Annotated in this window: 19 protein-coding genes; 8 read left to right on the top strand and 11 right to left on the bottom strand. The window is 69.5% G+C overall.

All coding sequences use genetic code 11. The features are described 5' to 3' along the window. Nucleotides 1-5: 5 nt before the first annotated feature. From HUN07_RS09265 to HUN07_RS09255, 3 genes are all read left to right on the top strand, one after another. Complete coding sequence (locus HUN07_RS09265) at nucleotides 6-788, top strand: ABC transporter permease (RefSeq protein WP_174914568.1); 783 nt, start codon at nucleotides 6-8, stop codon at nucleotides 786-788. Then, nucleotides 781-1,542 (top strand): ABC transporter ATP-binding protein, encoded by a 762-nt coding sequence (locus HUN07_RS09260; RefSeq protein WP_114724285.1) that lies wholly within the window; start codon nucleotides 781-783, stop codon nucleotides 1,540-1,542. Before HUN07_RS09265 ends, HUN07_RS09260 begins: the two co-directional genes overlap by 8 nt. A gap of 331 nt (nucleotides 1,543-1,873) precedes the next feature. Then, the gene (locus tag HUN07_RS09255; RefSeq protein ID WP_174909265.1) at nucleotides 1,874-2,569 is read left to right on the top strand and encodes a hypothetical protein; all 696 of its coding nucleotides are present in this window, start codon (nucleotides 1,874-1,876) and stop codon (nucleotides 2,567-2,569) included. Nucleotides 2,570-2,640: 71 nt separating this feature from the next. Here HUN07_RS09255 and HUN07_RS09250 read toward each other — a convergent pair whose 3' ends face one another. From HUN07_RS09250 to HUN07_RS09240, 3 genes are all read right to left on the bottom strand, one after another. Beyond that, nucleotides 2,641-4,179: an FAD-binding protein gene (locus tag HUN07_RS09250; RefSeq protein ID WP_174909263.1), complete on the bottom strand. Its 1,539-nt coding sequence runs from the start codon at nucleotides 4,177-4,179 to the stop codon at nucleotides 2,641-2,643. A gap of 63 nt (nucleotides 4,180-4,242) precedes the next feature. Continuing rightward, nucleotides 4,243-4,761 carry a VOC family protein gene (locus tag HUN07_RS09245; RefSeq protein ID WP_254622867.1) on the bottom strand — a complete coding sequence of 173 codons (519 nt, stop codon included), beginning with the start codon at nucleotides 4,759-4,761 and terminating at the stop codon, nucleotides 4,243-4,245. Between the two features lie 109 nt (nucleotides 4,762-4,870). Further along, a complete protein-coding gene (locus tag HUN07_RS09240; RefSeq protein ID WP_174914566.1) occupies nucleotides 4,871-5,743 on the bottom strand; it encodes a uracil-DNA glycosylase in 873 nt (290 codons plus the stop codon). A gap of 98 nt (nucleotides 5,744-5,841) precedes the next feature. Between HUN07_RS09240 and HUN07_RS09235 the strand changes: the two genes are divergently transcribed. Next, nucleotides 5,842-6,615: an SIR2 family NAD-dependent protein deacylase gene (locus HUN07_RS09235; RefSeq protein WP_174909259.1), complete on the top strand. Its 774-nt coding sequence runs from the start codon at nucleotides 5,842-5,844 to the stop codon at nucleotides 6,613-6,615. 5 nt (nucleotides 6,616-6,620) lie between these two features. Here HUN07_RS09235 and HUN07_RS09230 read toward each other — a convergent pair whose 3' ends face one another. Beyond that, on the bottom strand, nucleotides 6,621-8,414 hold the full coding sequence (locus HUN07_RS09230; RefSeq protein WP_174914564.1) for an AMP-dependent synthetase/ligase: 1,794 nt from the start codon (nucleotides 8,412-8,414) through the stop codon (nucleotides 6,621-6,623). Continuing rightward, complete coding sequence (locus HUN07_RS09225; RefSeq protein ID WP_174909257.1) at nucleotides 8,407-8,934, bottom strand: MarR family winged helix-turn-helix transcriptional regulator; 528 nt, start codon at nucleotides 8,932-8,934, stop codon at nucleotides 8,407-8,409. Before HUN07_RS09225 ends, HUN07_RS09230 begins: the two co-directional genes overlap by 8 nt. Nucleotides 8,935-9,065: 131 nt before the next feature. Between HUN07_RS09225 and HUN07_RS09220 the strand changes: the two genes are divergently transcribed. Then, nucleotides 9,066-9,335: a chorismate mutase gene (locus HUN07_RS09220; RefSeq protein WP_114724280.1), complete on the top strand. Its 270-nt coding sequence runs from the start codon at nucleotides 9,066-9,068 to the stop codon at nucleotides 9,333-9,335. Between the two features lie 98 nt (nucleotides 9,336-9,433). Here the strand turns inward: HUN07_RS09220 and HUN07_RS09215 are convergent, their stop codons facing one another. Continuing rightward, the gene (locus HUN07_RS09215; RefSeq protein WP_174909255.1) at nucleotides 9,434-10,132 is read right to left on the bottom strand and encodes a GntR family transcriptional regulator; all 699 of its coding nucleotides are present in this window, start codon (nucleotides 10,130-10,132) and stop codon (nucleotides 9,434-9,436) included. Nucleotides 10,133-10,386: 254 nt separating this feature from the next. Continuing rightward, nucleotides 10,387-12,117: an allophanate hydrolase gene (atzF, locus tag HUN07_RS09210; RefSeq protein WP_174909253.1), complete on the bottom strand. Its 1,731-nt coding sequence runs from the start codon at nucleotides 12,115-12,117 to the stop codon at nucleotides 10,387-10,389. Nucleotides 12,118-12,342: 225 nt separating this feature from the next. Here atzF and HUN07_RS09205 point away from each other — a divergent pair, with 225 nt between their 5' ends. Next, nucleotides 12,343-12,984 (top strand): DUF4232 domain-containing protein, encoded by a 642-nt coding sequence (locus HUN07_RS09205; protein WP_174909251.1) that lies wholly within the window; start codon nucleotides 12,343-12,345, stop codon nucleotides 12,982-12,984. Here the strand turns inward: HUN07_RS09205 and HUN07_RS27405 are convergent. Together HUN07_RS27405 and HUN07_RS09200 are read right to left on the bottom strand one after the other, a co-directional pair. Continuing rightward, entirely contained in the window at nucleotides 12,966-13,097 is a 132-nt protein-coding gene (locus tag HUN07_RS27405) for a hypothetical protein (RefSeq protein WP_368077040.1), read from the bottom strand. The genes HUN07_RS09205 and HUN07_RS27405 overlap by 19 nt on opposite strands. An 8-nt stretch (nucleotides 13,098-13,105) precedes the next feature. Further along, nucleotides 13,106-13,783, bottom strand: a complete 678-nt coding sequence (locus tag HUN07_RS09200; RefSeq protein ID WP_368077039.1) for an alpha/beta hydrolase — start codon at nucleotides 13,781-13,783, stop codon at nucleotides 13,106-13,108. Between the two features lie 201 nt (nucleotides 13,784-13,984). Between HUN07_RS09200 and HUN07_RS09195 the strand changes: the two genes are divergently transcribed. After that, nucleotides 13,985-15,109, top strand: coding sequence for a T3SS (YopN, CesT) and YbjN peptide-binding chaperone 1 (locus HUN07_RS09195; protein ID WP_174909249.1), 1,125 nt, complete (start codon nucleotides 13,985-13,987; stop codon nucleotides 15,107-15,109). A gap of 25 nt (nucleotides 15,110-15,134) precedes the next feature. On the opposite strand, the gene HUN07_RS26905 is transcribed toward HUN07_RS09195, so the two are convergent. Next, a complete protein-coding gene (locus HUN07_RS26905; protein WP_254622866.1) occupies nucleotides 15,135-15,491 on the bottom strand; it encodes a hypothetical protein in 357 nt (118 codons plus the stop codon). 337 nt (nucleotides 15,492-15,828) lie between these two features. Here HUN07_RS26905 and HUN07_RS09185 point away from each other — a divergent pair, with 337 nt between their 5' ends. Beyond that, nucleotides 15,829-16,188 (top strand): excalibur calcium-binding domain-containing protein, encoded by a 360-nt coding sequence (locus HUN07_RS09185; protein ID WP_174909247.1) that lies wholly within the window; start codon nucleotides 15,829-15,831, stop codon nucleotides 16,186-16,188. A 554-nt stretch (nucleotides 16,189-16,742) separates the two neighbouring features. On the opposite strand, the gene HUN07_RS09175 is transcribed toward HUN07_RS09185, so the two are convergent. Next, nucleotides 16,743-18,944: an acyl-CoA dehydrogenase gene (locus tag HUN07_RS09175; protein WP_174909245.1), complete on the bottom strand. Its 2,202-nt coding sequence runs from the start codon at nucleotides 18,942-18,944 to the stop codon at nucleotides 16,743-16,745. Nucleotides 18,945-18,950: the final 6 nt, after the last annotated feature.

Below are 18,950 nucleotides of genomic sequence, written 5' to 3'. Positions count from 1 at the left end.
ACACGATGTACGGTGCGGTGCGCCGGCTACTGCCGGCGATCGTCGTGGTGATCGCGCTCGTCGCGGCATGGCAGGCCTATGTCGCGGCGAGCGGGATCCGCCCGCAGGTGCTGCCGTCACCGGCGCGGGTCCTCGAACAGGGCTGGGCGCACCGCGACGACATCGCCGTCCACGCGTGGTCCACGCTGCAGGTGACGCTCGTCGGGTTCGCGGTGTCCCTCGCGGTGGCGTGGGCGCTCGCGATCGTCGTCGACTTCTCGCCGTGGCTGCGCAGGGCTTTCGTTCCCCTGTTCGTGATCTCGCAGACCCTCCCGATCATCGCGATCGCGCCTCTGATGATCATCTGGTTCGGGTTCGGCCTGCTGCCGAAGATCCTGGTGATCGCGCTGGCCACGTTCTTTCCCATGGCGATCGGGTTGATCGAGGGGTTCGCCTCGACCGACCGGGAGGCCGGTGCGCTGCTGCGCAGCATGGGTGCCTCCCGGTGGCAGCAGTTCCGCTACGTGCGGCTACCGTCCGCCCTCCCCCGGTTCTTCACGGCGCTGCGCATCGGCGTCACCTACGCCGTGGTGGGTGCGGTGTTCGCCGAATACGTCGGCGCCACTTCCGGTCTGGGCATCTACATGAGCATCCAGAAGAACTCGTTCCGCACCGACCTGGTGCTCGCCGCCGTCCTGGTGACGGCGGCGATCAGCGTCGCGCTGTACCTGTGCACGTTCGCGATCGAACGTGTCGTGGCGCCGTGGATCGCACAGCCGAGCTGGTCCCAGGAGTCGCGTCGTGGCTGAGCGGCCGATCGTCGAACTGTCGGACGTCACCAAGTCGTTCGGCACACGCCGCGTCCTCGACGGCATCGAGTTCGCGGTCCGTCCCGGCGAATTCGTGTCGGTGATCGGTCCCAGCGGGTGCGGCAAGAGCACCGTGTTCTCGATCGTCGCGGGCCTCGAGCCCCCGGACTCCGGGACCGTGGCAGCGCCGACGTGCGCCCACATGCCGCAGAGGGATCTGCTGTTCCCGTGGCGCTCGGTGATCGACAACACCACCCTGGGCCTCGAGGTCCAGCGGATGCCCCGGAAGCAGGCGCGGGCGCGCGCGGCCGAGCTGTTCCCCGTGTTCGGCCTGGCCGGGTTCGAGGATGCGCGCCCGCACCAACTGTCGGGCGGCATGCGCCAGCGGGCCGCGTTGCTGCGGACCGTGGTCCAGGACCGCGAGGTGCTGCTCCTCGACGAGCCGTTCGGCGCCCTCGACTCCCTCACCCGCACCGAGATGCAGACGTGGCTGCAGGACGTCTGGCAGCGCTATCGCTGGACGGTGCTGATGATCACCCACGACATCCGCGAGGCGGTGTTCCTGTCCGACCGGGTGATCGTGCTCTCGGCCCGGCCCGCGACGGTCCGCCGCGAGGTCGTCGTCGATCTGCCGCGGCCCCGGGAACTGTCGGTGATGACGTCGCCCGAGTTCGCCGCGATCGAGCACGACCTCATCGAGATCCTGCACGAAGAGTCCCGCCGGGCGCTGGCGGAACAGGAGACCGCCGACTGAGCGCAGTACCGGCCGGTCTCCACGTCGCGATCCCGAAAGTTACTACCGCCCAAGCCAACCGGTCGGTTGAGACCCGATAGAGACGAACAACGGATAACACTCGACGGATCGAGACATCCTCGTTATCCTTCTGTTACGGCGTTACCGGAGAGGCCATTCGGCACCAGCGCCACCACCACGTAGAGATACCGGGCCGGTCGACGCTCGGAGTCTGCTCCGAGCCTGCTCCGAGCCTGCTCCGCGCCCTCCGACACCCGACCGAAGGCGCGTTCTTCGCTGCCTCACCAGTACCCGACCTCGTCTCCGGATGGTCATCCGACAGGAAGAGAAGATGACGAAACGAGTCCTGCTGGCCACGCTCGCCGCATTCGCCGCCCTGGTGCCGGCACTGGCCCTCGCCCCTGCCGCATCGGCGGCAACGGGAACGATCTCCAACGGCATCGCCTGGACGGCGAAGCCCGATGCCGGCCCGTCGAACCCGCTGCAGAACCAGGAGTACTGCACCCTCGGAGTCGTCGGCACCGACAGTCTCGGCAACAAGATCGCGATCTCCGCGGGGCACTGCGTCTCCGCGGTCGCGGGCGGAGCAACTGAATTTCCGGACGGTGCAACGGTTTACCGGTTCCTGTCGACCGGGACCGGAGATCCGATCGGAACCATCGCATACCGTGATCCGAGCATCGACTTCGTGGTGATCAAGCTCAACCCGGACGCGGTCCTGTCCTCGAACGGACCAGAGGTGCGGATCGACAGCATCGGGCCGTCCAATCCGGACGGCGAGCTGTGCAAGGCCGGAGTACGGACCGGCGTCACCTGTGGACCGATCTACGGACAGGCCGCGTCCCGGATCAACTCGTTCGTCACCGCCAACGGCGGAGACTCCGGCGGCCCCGCGTTCGTCAACGACACGCAGCTGGTGGGGATGACCCGGGGGCCGTTCGAGTTCGTGGACTTCTCCGCGGTGCTCGACGGCATCGCCACGCAGTCCAACCCGGTCGGCAAGGGGTTCGCGGTCACGAACAACTAGCCTTTCGCGAGAACTACTGCGCCCCCGCTGCCGGTGAACCGGCAGCGGGGGCGCAGTAGTAGCTGGACCGACTACTTACCGGCCATGTCCATCGCCGCGAGATGGCTGAACAGCATGCTGGTGCCGATCGGGTTGCCGCCGCCGGGGTAGACGGTGCCGCTCGGCGCCGCCATCGTGTTGCCCGCCGCGTACAGGCCCGCGATGGGCTTGCCCGACGTGTCGAGCACCCGCGCCGCGGTGTCGGTGCGCAGGCCGCCCTTGGTGCCGAGGTCGGAGATGCCGAACGCGGCCGCGTGGAACGGACCCTGCTCGATCGTGACGAGTGGCGGCTCACCACCGGAGAACGCGCGATCGTAGGCCTCGTCGCCGCGACCGAAGTCGGGATCGACGCCGGTGCCGACGAACGAGTTGAACCGCTCGACGGTCGCGACCAGGTTCTCGGCCGGGACACCGATCTTCGCCGCCAGCTCCTCGAGGGTGTCGGCGGTGTGCCACAGACCGGCGTCGACGTACTTCTCCGTCTCGACCATCGAGACGTTGGTGGCGTTCACCGGAGGACGCTCGCCGTCCTTGTCGTCGTAGATCATCCAGTACGGCAGCGTGGCCTGACCGGCCTCCATCTGGGCGATGATGTCGCGGCCGATGCGGTCGTATGCCGCCGACTCGTTGACGAACCGCTGGCCGTCCTGGTTGACGAAGATGCCGGCGGTGAACCACAGCGCGAACGCCGACCGCCCGTCCGGATGCGTCATGCCGGGCGACCACCACGCCTCGCCCATCAGGTCGGTATCCGCGCCGACCGCGATGCCGGCCTGGTGTGCCTTACCGAGGTTGCCCCACGGCCCCATCGTGTCGCGGGCCTCACCGGGAACGCCGTACTTCTGGCGCATCTCGTCGTTGCCCTCGAAGCCACCGGCCGCGAGCAGAACGCCCTTGCGGGCGTGGATCGCGACCCGCTCGCCGTCCCGCTCGACGATGCCGCCGACCACGGCGCCGTCCTCGACCACCAGCTCGACGAGCGCGGTGTTCAGGTGCAGCTTCGCGTTCGGGTACTTCTCCATCGCCTTGAGGAAGCGGGCGATCAGGGCGCGGCCACCGATCAGGTACTCGGGCAGGGGCGCACCGAGACGGTCGAAGTCCAGCGGGCCGCGCACCAGCTCGTGCAGGTCACCGACCTCCGAGATCGGCAGCGGGCTCGGCATTGTGTGGCGCTGGCCGTCGAGGCGCGCCTTGGGCGCCTTGCCGAAGTAGTCGGGCCACGGCAGCATCTCGAACTTCAGGATCTCGTCCTGCTCGAGATACGCGATCAGCGGCGCGCCGCCGCGGACGTAGGTGTCCTGCAGCTCGCGCGGGGTGCGATCACCGACCACCGCGTGGTAGTACTCGAGCGCATCCTCGATCGTGTCGTCGGTGCCCGCGCGCTCGAGCACCGGGTTGCACGGGAACCAGACCCCGCCGCCGCCCGAGTACGCCGTGGTCCCACCGAACTTGTCGGTTGCCTCGACCAGGATCACGTCGAGGCCCTCACGGGCCGCGGTGTACGCGCCGGTGACGCCGCCGCCACCCGAGCCGACCACCAGGACATCGCATTCTTCGTTCCAGTTGACCATCGTTCAGCCTTTCCCGGCCGTGCCGGATTCTGTTTCCACTCTGTGTGTCCGGGGTGCCGTGGATCAGGCGATAATGCGGACCGGATCGGTGCCGTCCCAGGTGCGCGCCTGCTCGATCCCGTACGCGAGCATCTGGCGCATCGCGGGACTCTGGATGTACTCGAAGATGACGCCCGGCTCCCCGGGCGACTGCAGATAGGCCACGCGCGTGCCTGCGCCCTCCGCGACGAACAGCTCCTCCAGCCCCTTCCCCCGGGCCGCCGCGAGGGACGCGTCCAGGTCCTCGGTGATCCACGCGAGGTGGTGCGGACCCGCCAACGGCGAGCCGGACTCGTCGACGTACGGCGACGGGCCGGACGACGTGGGCTGGATCAACTCGATCTGCATGTCGCCCGAGTAGCCCATCGCCACGTCCATGGTCACCGCGGTCTCCGCACCCGCGTACCGGCCGTGCAGGGTCACGCCGCGAAACACGGTCCACGGACCGACGCCGACGGACCCCACCCAGTGCGCGATGCTCGCGTCGAGGTCCCCGACCACGTACCCGACCTGGACGGCGGGTTCGGCCACCACGTGACTCATTCGGACCTCCAACGACATTCGGACGGGGTGTGATCCTAGCCACGCAGAGGGGAGGTGGATCAAGCATTCGTCCCACTGAGAGGACGTTCGCGAGTTCCGGATGCAGCGGTCAGCGGCCGGAGCCGCCGCACCCCCAGCCGAGTCCGGCAAGGTCCTGGCCACGGGCGACGACGTCGTCGAGCATCTTCTCGGTGAGTTTGCCGGTGAAGGTGTTCTGCTGACTCGGGTGGTAACAGCCGATCACGTTGAGCGGCTTGCCGTCCGCCTTGTGGACGACGGCGACCTCACCGTGCCCGAATTTCGGCTTCGGCGTCGGTACCGTGCCACCCGCCCGCCGAACTGCGTTCAGTGTGGCGTCCCAGCCGAAACCGCCGAGCGCGATGACGGCGCGCACCCACGGCAGCAGTTGCGCGAGCTCGGCGTCGAGCCAGCCCGCGCAGCAGTCGCGCTCGTCGACACTGGGCTTGTTGTCGGGCGGTGCGCAGCGCACCGCCGAGATCATCCGCGCGCCGAACAGCTTCTGCCCGTCGCCCGCGTACTCGACCTCGCCCTTGCTCGCGATCCCGGCTCGGTGCAGGGCCCGGAACAACCAATCCCCCGCCTGATCGCCGGTGAACATCCGCCCGGTCCGATTGCCGCCGTTGGCGGCCGGTGCCAGTCCCATGATCAGCAGCTTGGGGAAGTCGTCACCGAAACCGACCAGTGGGCGCCCCCAGTAGGGCTGGTCCGCGAACGAGCGGCGCTTGACCTCGGCGGCCTGCTCGCGCCAGTCAACCAGCCGAGGGCACGCCCGGCACACACTGATTCGGGCGCCCAACTCCGCGAGATTCTTTGCGGCGGCGGCCTCGGCGACGACGTCGGCGCACGAGTGCGCGATCGGGGTGTCCGGGGTCGCCGGATCGCCCGGCCAGCCGCTGCCCGCAGCAACGGGGGAGGTGAACAGTTCGCCGGTGCCGGGGTGCGGCAGGAACTGCGCGGTCATCGCAGCACGCAGGTAGACATGGGTCAATTCAACCCGATGCACCCGGGTGGGCCCAGTCCGGTTCGGCACGCGGTCCACCGACCTGCACAATCGACGATATGACCGCACCCGAGCCAGATCCCGCCCTCGTCGGCGCCGCCCGCGCCGCCCGTCGTGTCGTGGTGTTCAGCGGCGCCGGAATGTCGGCCGAGAGCGGCGTGCCGACCTTCCGGGACGCACAGACCGGGTTGTGGGAACGATTCGAGCCGGCCGAACTGGCCACCCCCGAGGCGTGGCACCGCGACAGCGGCCTGGTGTGGGCGTGGTACCAGTGGCGGACCGGACTCGCGCGGCGTGTGCAACCGCACGCCGGTCACCGCGCGATCGCCCAGTGGGCCGGGCGCACCGGGATGACGGTGATCACCCAGAACGTCGACGACCTCCACGAGCGGGCGGGCAGTCCGGTCGCCGCGCACCTGCACGGCAGCCTGTTCTCACCACGATGCAGCGACTGTGGCTCGTCGTTCCCCGGCGACGGCGGCGTCGAGGCCGAACCCACCGGTCCGCTCGCGCCGCCGACATGCGAAAACTGCGGCGGGGCGGTGCGCCCCGGCGTCGTGTGGTTCGGCGAGGCACTGCCCGAGGACGCGTGGCAACGCGCGGTCGACGCGGTCGAGGACTGCGACCTCATGGTCGTCGTGGGCACGTCCGCGGTGGTGTATCCGGCCGCGGAACTGCCGCTGCGGGCCGCACGATCCGGCGCGACGGTCGTCGAGATCAATCCCGAGGCAACCGGATTGAGCGACGACGTGCACTACTCGTGGCGCACGACCGCGGCCGTGGGCCTGCCGGCGTTGGTCGCGGCCGCCGGTGACGCCGGAGGCCGCCGCTGACGAGCTCAGTGCCCCCGGTAGATCGACTCGATCTGCTCGGCGAAACGCTCGGACACCACCTGCCGCTTGATCTTCAGCGTGGCGGTCAGTTCCCCGGACTCCTCGCTGAGGTCGTGCGGCAGGATCTCGAACCTCTTGATCGCCTCCGCGTGGGAGACCGTCGAATTCGCGTCGTCGATGACGGCCTGGAGCGCGGCGCGGAGATCGGTGTCCGTGGCGAGATCGGCGACCGTCGCCGATGCCGGCTTTCCGTTCGCCGACTTCCAGTTCCCGAAGGGCTCGGGGTCGAGGGTCAACAACACACCGATGAACGGTCGACCGTCACCCACGACAACAGCCTGTGAGACAAGCACGTTCGAACGCAGGCGATCCTCGAGTGGGCCCGGCGAGACGTTCTTTCCTCCGGCGGTAACCAGCAGGTCCTTCTTCCGCCCGGTGAGCGTCAGGTACCCGTCGTCGTCCAGTTCGCCGAGGTCCCCGGTGCGGAGCCAGCCGTCGTGGAAGGTGTCCGCCGTGGCGGAGTCGTTGCGCCAGTACCCGGCGAACACGACGCCGCCGCCGAGTTCGATCTCGCCGTCCGGCGCGATCCGCACCGAGTTTCCGCTCATCGGGCGGCCCACCGTGCCGATCTTCTGCTCGTCGGGCACGTTGACACAGTGCGCGGCAGTGGACTCCGTGAGCCCGTAGCCCTCGTAGATCGGCACGCCGACGCCGCGGAAGAAGTGGCCCAGCCGCGGCATGAGCGCCCCGCCGCCCGAGATCGCCCACCAGCACTGGTCGCCCAGCGCGGCACGAAGTTTGGCGTACACCAGCCGATCGGCGATCGCGTGTCGCAGCTTCAGGAGCCGGGACGGGCCACCCGTGTCGAGGGATTCGCTGTAGGCGATCGCGGTGGCCTCCGCGAAGGCGAACACCGCCCGCGGAATCCGGCCCCCGGTCTCGGCGGCATGGCCGGCGCTGTCGCGCACCTTCTCGAAAACCCGTGGAACACCGAGGATCACGTGTGGCCGGAAGCGCTGGAACTGGCCCGCGACCGTGCCGAAGTTCGACCAGTGTGCCTGGGTGCCGCCGGCCTCGAACATCGCGAGGGACACCGCGCGCGCGAGCACGTGAGCCAACGGAAGGAAGGTCAGCATCCGGTTGCCGGGCTTGGCCACGTCACCGACGGACGCAACCAGGATCCCGCGCACCTCGGACAGGAAGTTCCGGTGCGTGAGAATGCACCCCTTCGGCCGCCCCGTGGTCCCCGACGTGTAGACCAACGACGCAAGGTCGTCCGCTCGGATCCCGGCCAGCCGGTCGCCGACGACAGCGTCGTCGATTCGCACGCCCTCGGCGACGAGCTTCTCCACGGCCCGGTCCTCGATCTGCAGCACACGACCCGGGCCGGACATGACACCGTCGAATCCGGCCGCGTGGGTGGCGGTCTCGACGATCGCGAGGACGGCCCCGGAATCCTCGACGATCCACCGGATCTGTTCCGGCGACGACGAGTCGTAGATCGGCACCGAGACAGCGCCTGCCGCCCAGATCGCGAAGTCGAACAGCGTCCACTCGAACCGCGTCGCGGACAGCAGCGCCACCCGGTCGCCGGGTCCGACCCCCGCCGCCACCAGACCCTTCGCCACCCCGGTGACCAGATCCGCGAATTCGAGTGCGGTGACGTCCACCCACCGGTCCTCGACCGGACGGGAGAACAGCACGCGATCGGGACTGCGTCTCGCGTGCTCGAACACCGTGCGGACGATGGACTCGTCGTCGGCGATGGTGAAGCGGGCAGGGGCGCCGTACTCACGCATGTGCGTCATCTCCAGCTGTTGCAGGGACACCGGGGACACCGGGAATCACAGGTATCGCGGAAGTTTCGGGAACTTCGGGAACTTCCAGGGCCGCGAGCGGCCCGTCACGGAACCGCCGCAGGATCTGGGCGAACTGGGCGATCTCGGTCGGCGACCAGCCGTCCACGCGCGCGCGGACGTCGTCGAAGCGGCGGCGGTCGGCGGCCGCGAGCACCGCGACGCCCTGGGCAGTCAGGTACAGGGGGCGACCGGAGCGGACGGGGGCCGAATCGGCCCGAACCCATCCGCCGTCGGTACATCCCCGGAGCTGCCGCGAAACGGTCGACCGGTTGACACCGAACGCATCGGAGATGTCGGTGGCGCGACATCCCGGGTTCCGCGCGACGAACGAGAGGACCGAGTGCTGAGCGAACGACGGACCGCCCTGCGCGTCCCGGCCGCCGGCCACCAGCTCTCGGGCCAACTGGACCAGTTCGGCGTGCACCGCCGCCACCTGATCGACCTCGCCGTCATGTTGCACAGTGCAACTCTACGCCGCCCGTCTCGCCATGCATCGGTCGCGTACCGGAAGTAACGTTCAAGCCGCAGATGCGACTAACCAGGAGACGGCGCCGCATCGGCGCTTGCCCGACCGAGACCCGAGGAGACGATTTGTCCGTTCAGACCGACTCGATCGCCGTCCGTGCCGTTGGATCGCACCGGACCGCCGACGCGGCCTCGCTCGACCGCCTCGAGCAGGAGATTGTCGACCTGGATGCGCAGATACTGGCCGCCGTGCGTCGCCGCGCAGATCTCGCTCGCGCCCTCACTCCCGTCGAGCGGCCGCTCACCGACGCCGAGTCCCGGTTCGACGAGCTGGGCTCGGACGGCCCCGTTCTCGGACGCACACTGACCCGGCTGAGCGCCGCCGGATCGCGGTAACACCGCCTCCACGCCCACACACCGAACCGCCTCCTGTCCGTGACTTCGGTCACGTAGCGGAGGCGGTTCGGTCGTCTCGGGCCGGCCGTGCCGGGCTGTCAGCGCCAGCCGTGCAGGGCGTGCGCGGTGACGGCATGCACCGCACGCTCCTCGACCACGTCCAACGACTCGCCGACGTGCGCATGCAGCGCGGCGAGTGCACCGTCCAATTCGCCGTCGAGGACCTGCTCGACGATCGCCAGGTGCTCGGTGATCGTCGATTCCACCCGCTCGGGCGTTTGGTAGTCGTGCATGCGCACGAGCCGGATCTGGCTGTTGACCGCTGCCAGCGCCCGGGTCAGCGCCGGATTCCCCGCCGCGGTCGACAGATCGAGGTGGAACTGCTGGTCCAGCTGGACGATGTCGCGGGACGGTGCCGGCGGGTCTGCCTTCAGGTCCCGCCACTGCGCGCGTGTCGCTTCGAGCAGCGGCACGTCGAACTCCAGATCGGCGTTCTCGAGGTGCCGGGCGATCCCCCGCAGTTCCAGGGTGATCCGCAGCTCGTACAGATCACGGATGCTGCCGAGATCGGGGAACGTCGGGTAGTAGCCGTCCTCGCGGCGGGTGACGATGCCGTCCGAATGCAACCGGACCAGCGCCTCCCGCAACGGTGTGCGGGACACCCCGAGCGACTCGCACAGGCGTCCCTCCACCAGCCGAGCATGCGCGGGAACTTGCCCGCTCATGATCTGCTCCCGCAACTCCACGTACACCTTCTCGCGCAGGCTCGTGCCCGACGATCCGTCGGCAGTGGCCATCTCGTTACTCCCTTCGACGGGTCAGTGAATCGGCTCGTGCAGGGGCATGGAACTCTCCTGGGGGTCGAGACGTCGAAAAGTATTGCGCCGAGTCGGTATACGGCGCCGTATCCGCTCCCCCACACTGTTTCGCGACGCGTTTACGCCCGGTGGTCGCCCCTGTGATCGCCGTGTTAACGAAAACGCCCCCGCCGCGGCACCCGTAACACGTCCGTCACGTCGGCACCGTCACTCTGCGGATCCCCGGCACATCGTCACGCGGGAACGCCACCGAGAAACGCACGCCAGCCACCGAATTCGGTGATGTCCACCCCGGCCGCGGCCGCTGCGGGCGTGCAGGTGAAGCCGACCGCGACGGTCCCGCCGGCGAGGGTCATCGACGTCAGCGCCATCGGGGCGGGCAGGGCCGCCAGGAAGGCACCGAGCCCGGCCGCCGAGATCCGGTACAGCTCACCCGGAAGCGAGCGGCCCGAGCCGTCGGGCACGTGCACCAGGCCCGGCTTGGGCGGAACCGAATCCAGCCGCACCATCAGATAGTCCGCGGTGGTCGCGACAGGTCGTTCGAACCGCGCCCCCAGCGCCTCCAGTTGGTGATGCAGCGGCTGACCACGCAGGTGCGCCCCGAAGACCGCGAGCCCGATCCCCTCCTCCGGCGCAAGATCCGCCGTCTCGACGCCCTGGATGCGGGCCGCCACGTCCAGCGCCACCTGATCCCCGAACGCCGGAGCCACGGTCATCACCCCGAACGATTCACCGGGTTCGCCCGGGGTGGGCACGGCGACGGACGCCAGGTCGAGCAGGTTGCAGAAGTTCGTGAACGTGCCCAGACGCCTGTTGATCTCCACCGGCTCCGCGAGCACGTCCGCGATCAGGGGGTGCTCGGTAGCGGTGGGCAGCAGCAGGACGTCGAGGTCCGCGAACAGCCGCTCGGCATGATGCTTCGCGGCCGCGAGAGTGCCCATGTCGCGCACGAACTCGTGGGCCGGCTTCGATTCCGATGCCCGAACGATCGAGGCGACCGTCGGGTCCAGCGCGGCATCGGGATGGGAGACGACGAACCGGCCCACCGCATCGAAGCGCTCCGCGACCAGGGCGCCGTCGTACAGCAGTGTCGCGGCGTCGAGCAGCGGTGCGATGTCGACCCGCACGACCTCCATGTCGGCTTCCGCGGCGCGCTCGACAGCCGCCGCGAAGCTGCACCGGTAGCTGTCGGAGAGCGTCTCCAACTGCCCGTCGACCGGCACCCCGACGCGCGCCCGCGTCGGGGCGGACAGGGGCACGTCCGACGGCCGGACGCGGCTGCGCGGGTCGTCGGCGTCCGGCCCGATCATGATCGACATCGCGCGTCCCGCGAGGCCCACGGTGGGCGCCAGCACGGTGACGCAGTCGAAGTCCGCGCAGGCCGGCACGACACCGCGGGTCGGGACGAGTCCGAGGGTCGGCTTGATGCCCACGACACCGTTGAAGGCCGCCGGCACCCGGCCGGAACCGGCCGTGTCCGTGCCCAGCGCGAAGTCGACGAGCCCCAGTCCCACCGCCGCTCCCGACCCCGAACTCGACCCGCCCGACACGCGGTCCGGGTGGGTCGCCGACCGCACGACACCGTAGGGGCTGCGGGTTCCGACGAGTCCCGTCGCGAACTGGTCCAGGTTGGTCTTGCCGAGGACCACCGCCCCGGCTGCCTGCAGCCGCGTCACGGCGGGCGACGACACCTGCGGAACGTAGGCGAACTCGGGGCAGGCCGCCGTGGTCGGCAGGCCGACGACGTCGATGTTGTCCTTGACGGCGAACACCGTTCCCGCCAACGGCAGTTCCTCACCCGCCGCGAGCCTGCGCTCCACGGCGACCGCGTCGGCCATGGCGTCGGACTCCGAGCGCAGCGTGATCCAGACCTCCTGCCGACCGCACTCGTCGATGCGCGCGAAGGCCTCGCGCACGCGGCCGGTGGGGGTGCTGCTGTCGGTGCTGGTGGAGGGGTGCGTCATCGTCGGCCGCCTTCTCGCGTGGACCGCGAGCGGCGGTCCAACCGTGTATACGTCGATGAATACGCTAGGCAAGCTGCTGTTACATCCGCACTACCCGACGTGACGATCACGTATCGCCGGCGTGCGGTGACGACACGGCCTGCGGCGAGCCGACCGGCACGCGAGGTCCACGCGTGAAATATTCGCAGTGAACCTGCCGCCGATCCGCTCGAGGAGATACCAGCCATGAATCGACAGCCGACCCTCGTCCGCGGCCTCGGAGTCCTGGGTATCGCGGCGGTCCTGGCCACCGCCGGGTGCAGCAAGGACGAGGACGGTACGGCGGAGGCGCTGCCGGGCACCACCTCTGCCACGTCGGCGACGACGACCGCAGCGGCGGCCGCCGTGCCCGCGACCACGACCGTCAAGGCGGCTGGTTCGACGTTCACACCCACCGCGCACCCCGAGGGTTGTGCCGTGAGCGAGTTGCAGCTGACCCTCGGCCAGGCGCAGGGCGCGGCCGGCTCCACCGAACTGCCGCTGATCTTCACGAACGTCGGCGGTCGCGACTGCGTCCTCGACGGCTTCCCCGGCGTCTCGTACGTCCAGGGCGGCGCCGACGGCGCCCAGGTCGGTTCCGCGGCAACACGTTCCGGAGAATCGTCCGGCGCCGTGACGCTCACGCCGAACGCGACGGCGACCGCAGCGGTGCGCGCGGTCAACGTGGAGAACTACCCGGCCGACACCTGCTCACCCACCGACGTTGCCGGACTTCGGGTCTACCCGCCGAACGACACCGGCTCGATCTTCGTGCCGTACGCGACCAAGGGCTGCGCCGGCACCGGCGAGGGCCTGAACCAACTGTCGGTTCAGGCCGTCACCGGCTGATCCGGCAGCCAGTCGAGACCGAGGGCCCGCTGGAGCGTCGGCCACGACTTGGGCAGCTGGTCGCGCCAGTAGTCCCAGGCGTGGACGCCCGTGCCCTCGTAGTCAACGGTCACCGGGATCTTCAACTGGTCCAGTCGCGTCTCGAGAATCCGGGTGCACACGTTGGAGGCACCTCGATGACGCCACCCAGGAGCAGACGGCGGACGTCGCCGGAGCCTGCCTCGTGGGCCCCGGGCAGGCCCGTCGCCACCGACAGGTAGATCTTCTTGCCCCGCAGCTTCTCCGCGTTGCGCACCGTGTCGTGCGACAGCCATTCCGGACCTGACGGGTCGGTCCACATGTTGGCCGGATCGCCGCTCCGTGACGTGACGGTCGTCTGGACCACGAGACGGCCGAGGGGATCACTCGTGGAGTAGCACCCGCTGAAGGCCGCGGCACCGCTGTAGAGGTCCGGGTACCGGTGGGCCAGCACCATCGCCGACTGTGCGCCCATCGAGTTGCCGGCAATCGCGTTGACGCCGTCGGTGTTCAGCTTCGCGTCGATCAGTGGCGGCAGCTCCTCGGCGATGAAGGACTCCCACTTGTTCAGTCCGAGCTCGGGATCGACCTGGTCCCAGTCGGTGTACAGGCTGCCTTGACCGCCGTTGAGCAGCACGACGTTGACGTTCTCGTCCTCGAAGAACGCGGGCGCGTCGCCGAGGCTCTTGTTCATCCACCCGCTGGTGTTGTTGCGCGCACCCGCGCCGTCGAGCATGTAGAGGGTGGGGCGCGGCACCGACCGGTCCTTCGGCAGCAGCACGTCGACCGTGACCTCACGGCGTAGCGCGAGCGAGGCGACGGTGTACTGAACGGCCTGCCCCGACTGCGGCTTCTCACCAGTGAACCTTCCAGACCGGTCACCTGTTCCAGTCCGCGACGGCGGACGCGATACCGTATCAGTACCGCACAGGTCCGGCCGACACTCCCGGACCAGGTGGTACGACGTGAAGCAGGGGGTCCCGTGTCCGAGTCCGCAGACAGGTTCGCCACCGGTGATTTCGACCGAGAAGTCACCGGGGCGTGGGCTGCGTTCCGTTCGTCGCTCGCCGATCGGATCGCTGCGATCTCGTCCGACGACCAGGTGATCCTCGAGACGGTCTGCGACACCGACGAGGCCGACGGCCGTGTGCCGTTCCTGCAGTTCAACGCGGTCGACGGACCCGACGGCCCGGCCGTCCGGTGCGAACTTCCCGCCGATGTCCACCTGCCGCCGCGGCGCCGATTGACCGCTGCCGACGAATCCCGACTGCTGGCTCAGGGATGGACGCATCCCGCGTCCACCGACGCGCCCGACGGGGATCCCGAACTCGACATGGGCGACGTACCCTCGCTCGTCGTCGAGAAGGCGGCGCGCTGGGCCGATCAGCTGGCCTCGATGGCGGTGTCGGTCCTGCGGGACACCTGGGACGTGCCACACCCCGCATTCCTTGCCCTGCACCATCTCGGGGGCGATCCCGAACCGGCAGCGGATCCGGCCGTCACCCCCATCCGGACACCGCTCGACCGGCACGTGTCGATCCGCCCCCGCGACACCGCCCACCTGCGCGAGGTGATCGCGCACACCCTGACCGACATCTACGGGCAGGCGCCGGAACTGGACGCGGACGGTGACGTGGTCCTGCGCTTCGGCTCCGCACTCGCTCTCGTCATCGCGAACGAGAGCACACCCGAGGTGCAGCTGTGGGCGCCCCTGGTCCGCGACATCAGTGGCCGCACACGAGCATCCGAGCTCATCACCGACCTCAATCGGCGCTGGCCGTATCTCCGCTTCGCCCTCTTCGAGGATCGGCTGCGCGTCATGATCGACATGCTCGCCGACCCGTTCGTCCCGCAGCACCTCGCCGACATGGTCGAGCACCTGTCGGACTTCCTCGGCGGCGTCGACGAAGAGTTCGCGGCGCATTTCGGCGGCGTGCTGCACTTCCCGCCCGCCGAACCGGCCACGGCACCCGAGACATCGGGCGCCGACACGGTTCCCGAGGCATTCGTGCCGGAACCGGAGCCGGGGAGCCCGCCCGAACAGATGGAACTGTTCGACGACCCGGTCCAGCCGTCGCTGTTCGACGACCCCGACGAACTGCGGTAGCAGCGGCGCACCGCAGTAGCTGGGATCAGCAGGGGCTCGGCTCTCCGATCTTCACGACGGACAGCACGGCCTCCGCCTCGCCGACGGGCGCTCCCACGGACGGCTGCTGACCGACGACGATCCAGTTCGCGTCGAGTACCTGCTTGCGGCCCTTGCCGGACGCGTCGGCGCTGCGGGAGAAGAACACACCGTTCGCCTGAATGAGATCCTGCGCGTCCTGCAGGTTCATGCACATCACGTCCGGCATGAGCACCCGTGTCGGCGCTGGGGCCGGAGGCGCCACGGGAGTGGACAGTGTGACCTCCGGCGTCACGACCGCGGCGGGTGGCGCGGAAACACTGGGTGCCGGAGCGACGACCGACGTCGTCGTAGTGGCGGCCATGGTCGTGGCCGTGGTCGACGTTGCAGACGCGGAACTCGTTTCTCCCGAACCACATCCAGCAAGTACACCGATCACCACTGCGCTTACGCCGACGGCAGTCGACCGCACGAGAACACTCTTCGAAGAAATGACAGCCACTTGAGACTCCCCCAATAACCGGCCCCCTGCCGGACATCGTATGAACCGCGAGAGCGTACATCACCGGCCGCACCGAAACCACCGGCGGCGCAGGCAACAACGATCCACGACTTCCTTCCCGCCCCGGGCGCCTCCGTGGTGCCGCAGTTCATCGCCGACGCCGTGCAGCCGTTGTTGCCCCCGGCCCCCCGGTACGCCGATGCGCCCCAGCACCATCCACGACTTTCTGCCGCTGGAGGTCGCCAATATGATCCCCACAGGATCCGCCGATGCGCTGCGCCCTGTCCTGCCGCCGGTTCCAGGTCATGTCGTCGGCGCTCCCGTGCCGGCACCGGCACCACCCGCCCCGGCTCCTGCTCCTGCCCCTGCTCCCGCGCCCGCGCCCGCGCCCCAGGCCAGTCCGCGCGTGGCTCCGGCACCCGCGCCGGCTCCCGCGCCGCGAGCCGGCTACAAGAACTGCACCGAGGCGCGCAATGCCGGTGTCACTCCGATCTACCGCGGCCAGGCCGGATATGCGCCACACCTGGATCGCGACAACGACGGAATCGCCTGCGAATAGTCCGCATCCGTCCCGCGCGCGAATCGGCCTCCCGCGCGCACAATTGCGCGGGCGGCAGACGAACTTGCGCGCGGGACGGAACCCGGACCGTCAGGCACCACTCTCGGTCGGGGTGATCACGATGTTGATCGGACACTCCTCCGGGTGGTCGCCGCGGAGCAGTTCGATCCCGCACTCGATCCGATCGAAGCCGAGGACGTGGGTGCGCATGCGGCTGAGCGGGAATCGGCCGGATACGACAGTTCCCGCCGCCTGCTGACAGGCCTGCACATTCGATCCGCCGCACCGGATCAGCCGGATGTTCTCGAGCGTGACGGACGATCTCGAGCGCGTCGAGCAGCGGACCGGTGGCGTGCGGCGAGGTGTCGAGCACGACGTCGAATCTGCGGACGCCGGTCGTCTGCCGAGCGACCTCCCGTAGATCCTCGGTCTCGACGTCCATGACCACGTCGGCACCGAATTCCGTTGCGAGGCCTAGCTTGTGCCGGTCCCGTGACAGACCGGTAGCGAGGATGTCGTGACGATCGCGACGCGGCCGGCGAGGGGCGGTGCGCTCATCGAGGTTCCCTCGGCAGCCCGAGGATCTGCTCGGCGATGACGTTGAGCTGGATCTCGAGCGTGCCGCCGCCGATGAGCAGCGACGGCGTCGAAAGGTACGCCTTGGCGGCCCGTCCTCCACCCACCACCTCGGGCCCCAGGCTGCCGACGGCGGCCTCGGGCCCGAACCACTCGAACACCTGCGCGGCGGCGTCGGTGATGTGCCGCGCGGACGCCGCCTTGAGTGCGCTGGCCTCGACCCCCGGATTCAGGCCCGACAGCCGCTTGAGGATGCTCCGGTGCGCGAGGGCATCGAGAGCGCCTGTCCCGGAGGTGATCCGGCCGAGCGCGGGCAGTGCCGCGGACCGAGCTGCGGGGTCGAGGGCACGGACAACCTCGACCGGATCGAAGCGGTGGCCACCGGCGACCGGGGCGGTGCCCATCGCTACCCGCTCGTTCGCGAGCGTCGTGCGGGCCACCTTCCAGCCCTCCCCCGGTGTGCCGACGAGGTCGGCGTCGGGCACGAACACTCCGTCGAGCGTGACCTCGTTGAACATGCTGTCGCCATTGGCCTCGCGCAACGGCCGCACCTCCACGCCCGGCGCCGACATGTCGACGAGGAAGAAGCTGATGCCCCGATGCTTGGGCACGTCGCGATCGGTGCGGGCCAGGCAGATTCCCCAGTGCGCCTCGTGCGCCTTGGAGTTCCACACCTTCCGACCGTCGATCCGCCAGCCGCCGTCCACCTTGGTGGCGAACGTCGTCAGCGACGCCAGGTCGGAGCCGGCACCGGGCTCGGAGAACAACTGGCACCACACGATCTCGCCGCGCAGGGTCGGCGCGACGAGCCGCTCCATCTGGTCACCGGTGCCGTACTGGAGGATCGACGGCAGCGCCCACTCGCCGATGACGGTGGTGGGCTGGACCATCCCCGCGCGGTCGAACTCCTCGGCGATGACGAGCTGTCCGGCAGTGTCCGAACCCAGCCCGTACGGCGCGGGATAGTGCGGCGCCACCAGACCACGGTCGGCCAGCAACACCCGTGCCGACAGCGGATCCAGCGCGGCCGCCGCCGCGATCGTCGCGGCCACCCCGGCCCGGAATTCCGGACGGTGCTCGATGCCGAGAGCCGCCCGACGCTCGGTAGTGAGCGCCAGTTCGCCGGCGCGCCGCGCCCACTCGTCCTGTGCACCACCGAGTGCCAGCAGGCTCGCTGCCCGCCGCCAGTACAGGTGAATGTCGTGTTCCCACGTGTTGCCGATGCCGCCGAGCAGCGTCAGGCTGTCCAGGACCACGTCGACGGCCTCGCGCCGGCACACCGTCGCGGTTCGTGCCACCGCGAGTGCCAGCTGTTGCGGGTCGTCGCTGTCCGCGGCCATCGCCGCATCCCACACCGAACTGGTCATCACCTCGAGACGGACGAACAGTTGGGCGCACTTGTGTTTGATCGCCTGGAACGAGCCGATCGGTCGTCCGAACTGCTCGCGGATCTTCGCGTACGCCAGGCTCGTCTCCTGTGCCCATCGGGCGATGCCGACGGCCTCGGCGCACTGCAGGACAGTTGCGAGCGACGCCACCTCCTCGGGTAGCGCGCCGAGGATGTGGTCGGCAGGAATCCTGGCCTCCGACAGATGGATCCGTCCGATGTCGCGGGTGAGATCGACGCCCTCTGCGGGGGTTCGGTCGATCCCGGCGGCGTCGGCGGGGAGCACGAACCACACCGGCGTCGCACCGCACTGACCCGCCAGCACCAGGATGTCTGCACCGACGGCGCCCAGGATCGGAACCGTGGCCCCGGAAGCGATCACCTCGTCGCCGTCCCCCTCGAGCGTGACGGTTCCGGGTTCGAGAGCGCACGCACCGATCGCGCCCGCTGCGAAGCGCGGCAGCAACGCCTTGCGCGCCGCGTCGGTGCCGTGTGCCTGGATCACGGCGCTCGCGGTGACCGTCGGCAGCAGCGGGCCCGGAATCAGCCCGTGGCCCGATTGTTCGAGGGCAACGGCCAGTTCGAGGAGACCGGCGCCGGCACCGTCGAATTCCTCGGCGATGTGCAGGGACGGAATACCCATGCCCACCAACTGGTCCCAGTGGGCGGGTCGCTCCCCTCTCCCGAGTTCCGCGATCTGCAGGCGGGTCTGCTCGACGGGCGTGGTCCGCGCGGCGAACCGCGCGAGGGAGTCGGCGAGCGCGTCGTGGTCGGCTCCGATACCGATCGGCATGTCCGA

The sequence above is a fragment of the Rhodococcus sp. W8901 genome, from assembly GCF_013348805.1.
Classification (GTDB): Bacteria; Actinomycetota; Actinomycetes; order Mycobacteriales; family Mycobacteriaceae; genus Prescottella.
This window is presented reverse-complemented; position numbering and strand designations above follow the sequence as displayed.

What these genes read in the sequence shown, in the direction of transcription:
- HUN07_RS09245 (WP_254622867.1), bottom strand. Translation starts at nt 4,761, where the DNA reads ATGAGTCACGTGGTGGCCGAACCCGCCGTCCAGGTCGGGTACGTGGTC.
- HUN07_RS09265 (WP_174914568.1), top strand. Translation starts at nt 6, where the DNA reads ATGTACGGTGCGGTGCGCCGGCTACTGCCGGCGATCGTCGTGGTGATC.
- HUN07_RS26905 (WP_254622866.1), bottom strand. Translation starts at nt 15,491, where the DNA reads ATGGCCGCCACTACGACGACGTCGGTCGTCGCTCCGGCACCCAGTGTT.
- HUN07_RS09235 (WP_174909259.1), top strand. Translation starts at nt 5,842, where the DNA reads ATGACCGCACCCGAGCCAGATCCCGCCCTCGTCGGCGCCGCCCGCGCC.
- HUN07_RS09175 (WP_174909245.1), bottom strand. Translation starts at nt 18,944, where the DNA reads ATGCCGATCGGTATCGGAGCCGACCACGACGCGCTCGCCGACTCCCTC.
- atzF (WP_174909253.1), bottom strand. Translation starts at nt 12,117, where the DNA reads ATGACGCACCCCTCCACCAGCACCGACAGCAGCACCCCCACCGGCCGC.
- HUN07_RS09215 (WP_174909255.1), bottom strand. Translation starts at nt 10,132, where the DNA reads ATGGCCACTGCCGACGGATCGTCGGGCACGAGCCTGCGCGAGAAGGTG.
- HUN07_RS09240 (WP_174914566.1), bottom strand. Translation starts at nt 5,743, where the DNA reads ATGACCGCGCAGTTCCTGCCGCACCCCGGCACCGGCGAACTGTTCACC.
- HUN07_RS09205 (WP_174909251.1), top strand. Translation starts at nt 12,343, where the DNA reads ATGAATCGACAGCCGACCCTCGTCCGCGGCCTCGGAGTCCTGGGTATC.
- HUN07_RS09255 (WP_174909265.1), top strand. Translation starts at nt 1,874, where the DNA reads ATGACGAAACGAGTCCTGCTGGCCACGCTCGCCGCATTCGCCGCCCTG.
- HUN07_RS09250 (WP_174909263.1), bottom strand. Translation starts at nt 4,179, where the DNA reads ATGGTCAACTGGAACGAAGAATGCGATGTCCTGGTGGTCGGCTCGGGT.
- HUN07_RS09230 (WP_174914564.1), bottom strand. Translation starts at nt 8,414, where the DNA reads ATGCGTGAGTACGGCGCCCCTGCCCGCTTCACCATCGCCGACGACGAG.
- HUN07_RS09185 (WP_174909247.1), top strand. Translation starts at nt 15,829, where the DNA reads ATGCGCCCCAGCACCATCCACGACTTTCTGCCGCTGGAGGTCGCCAAT.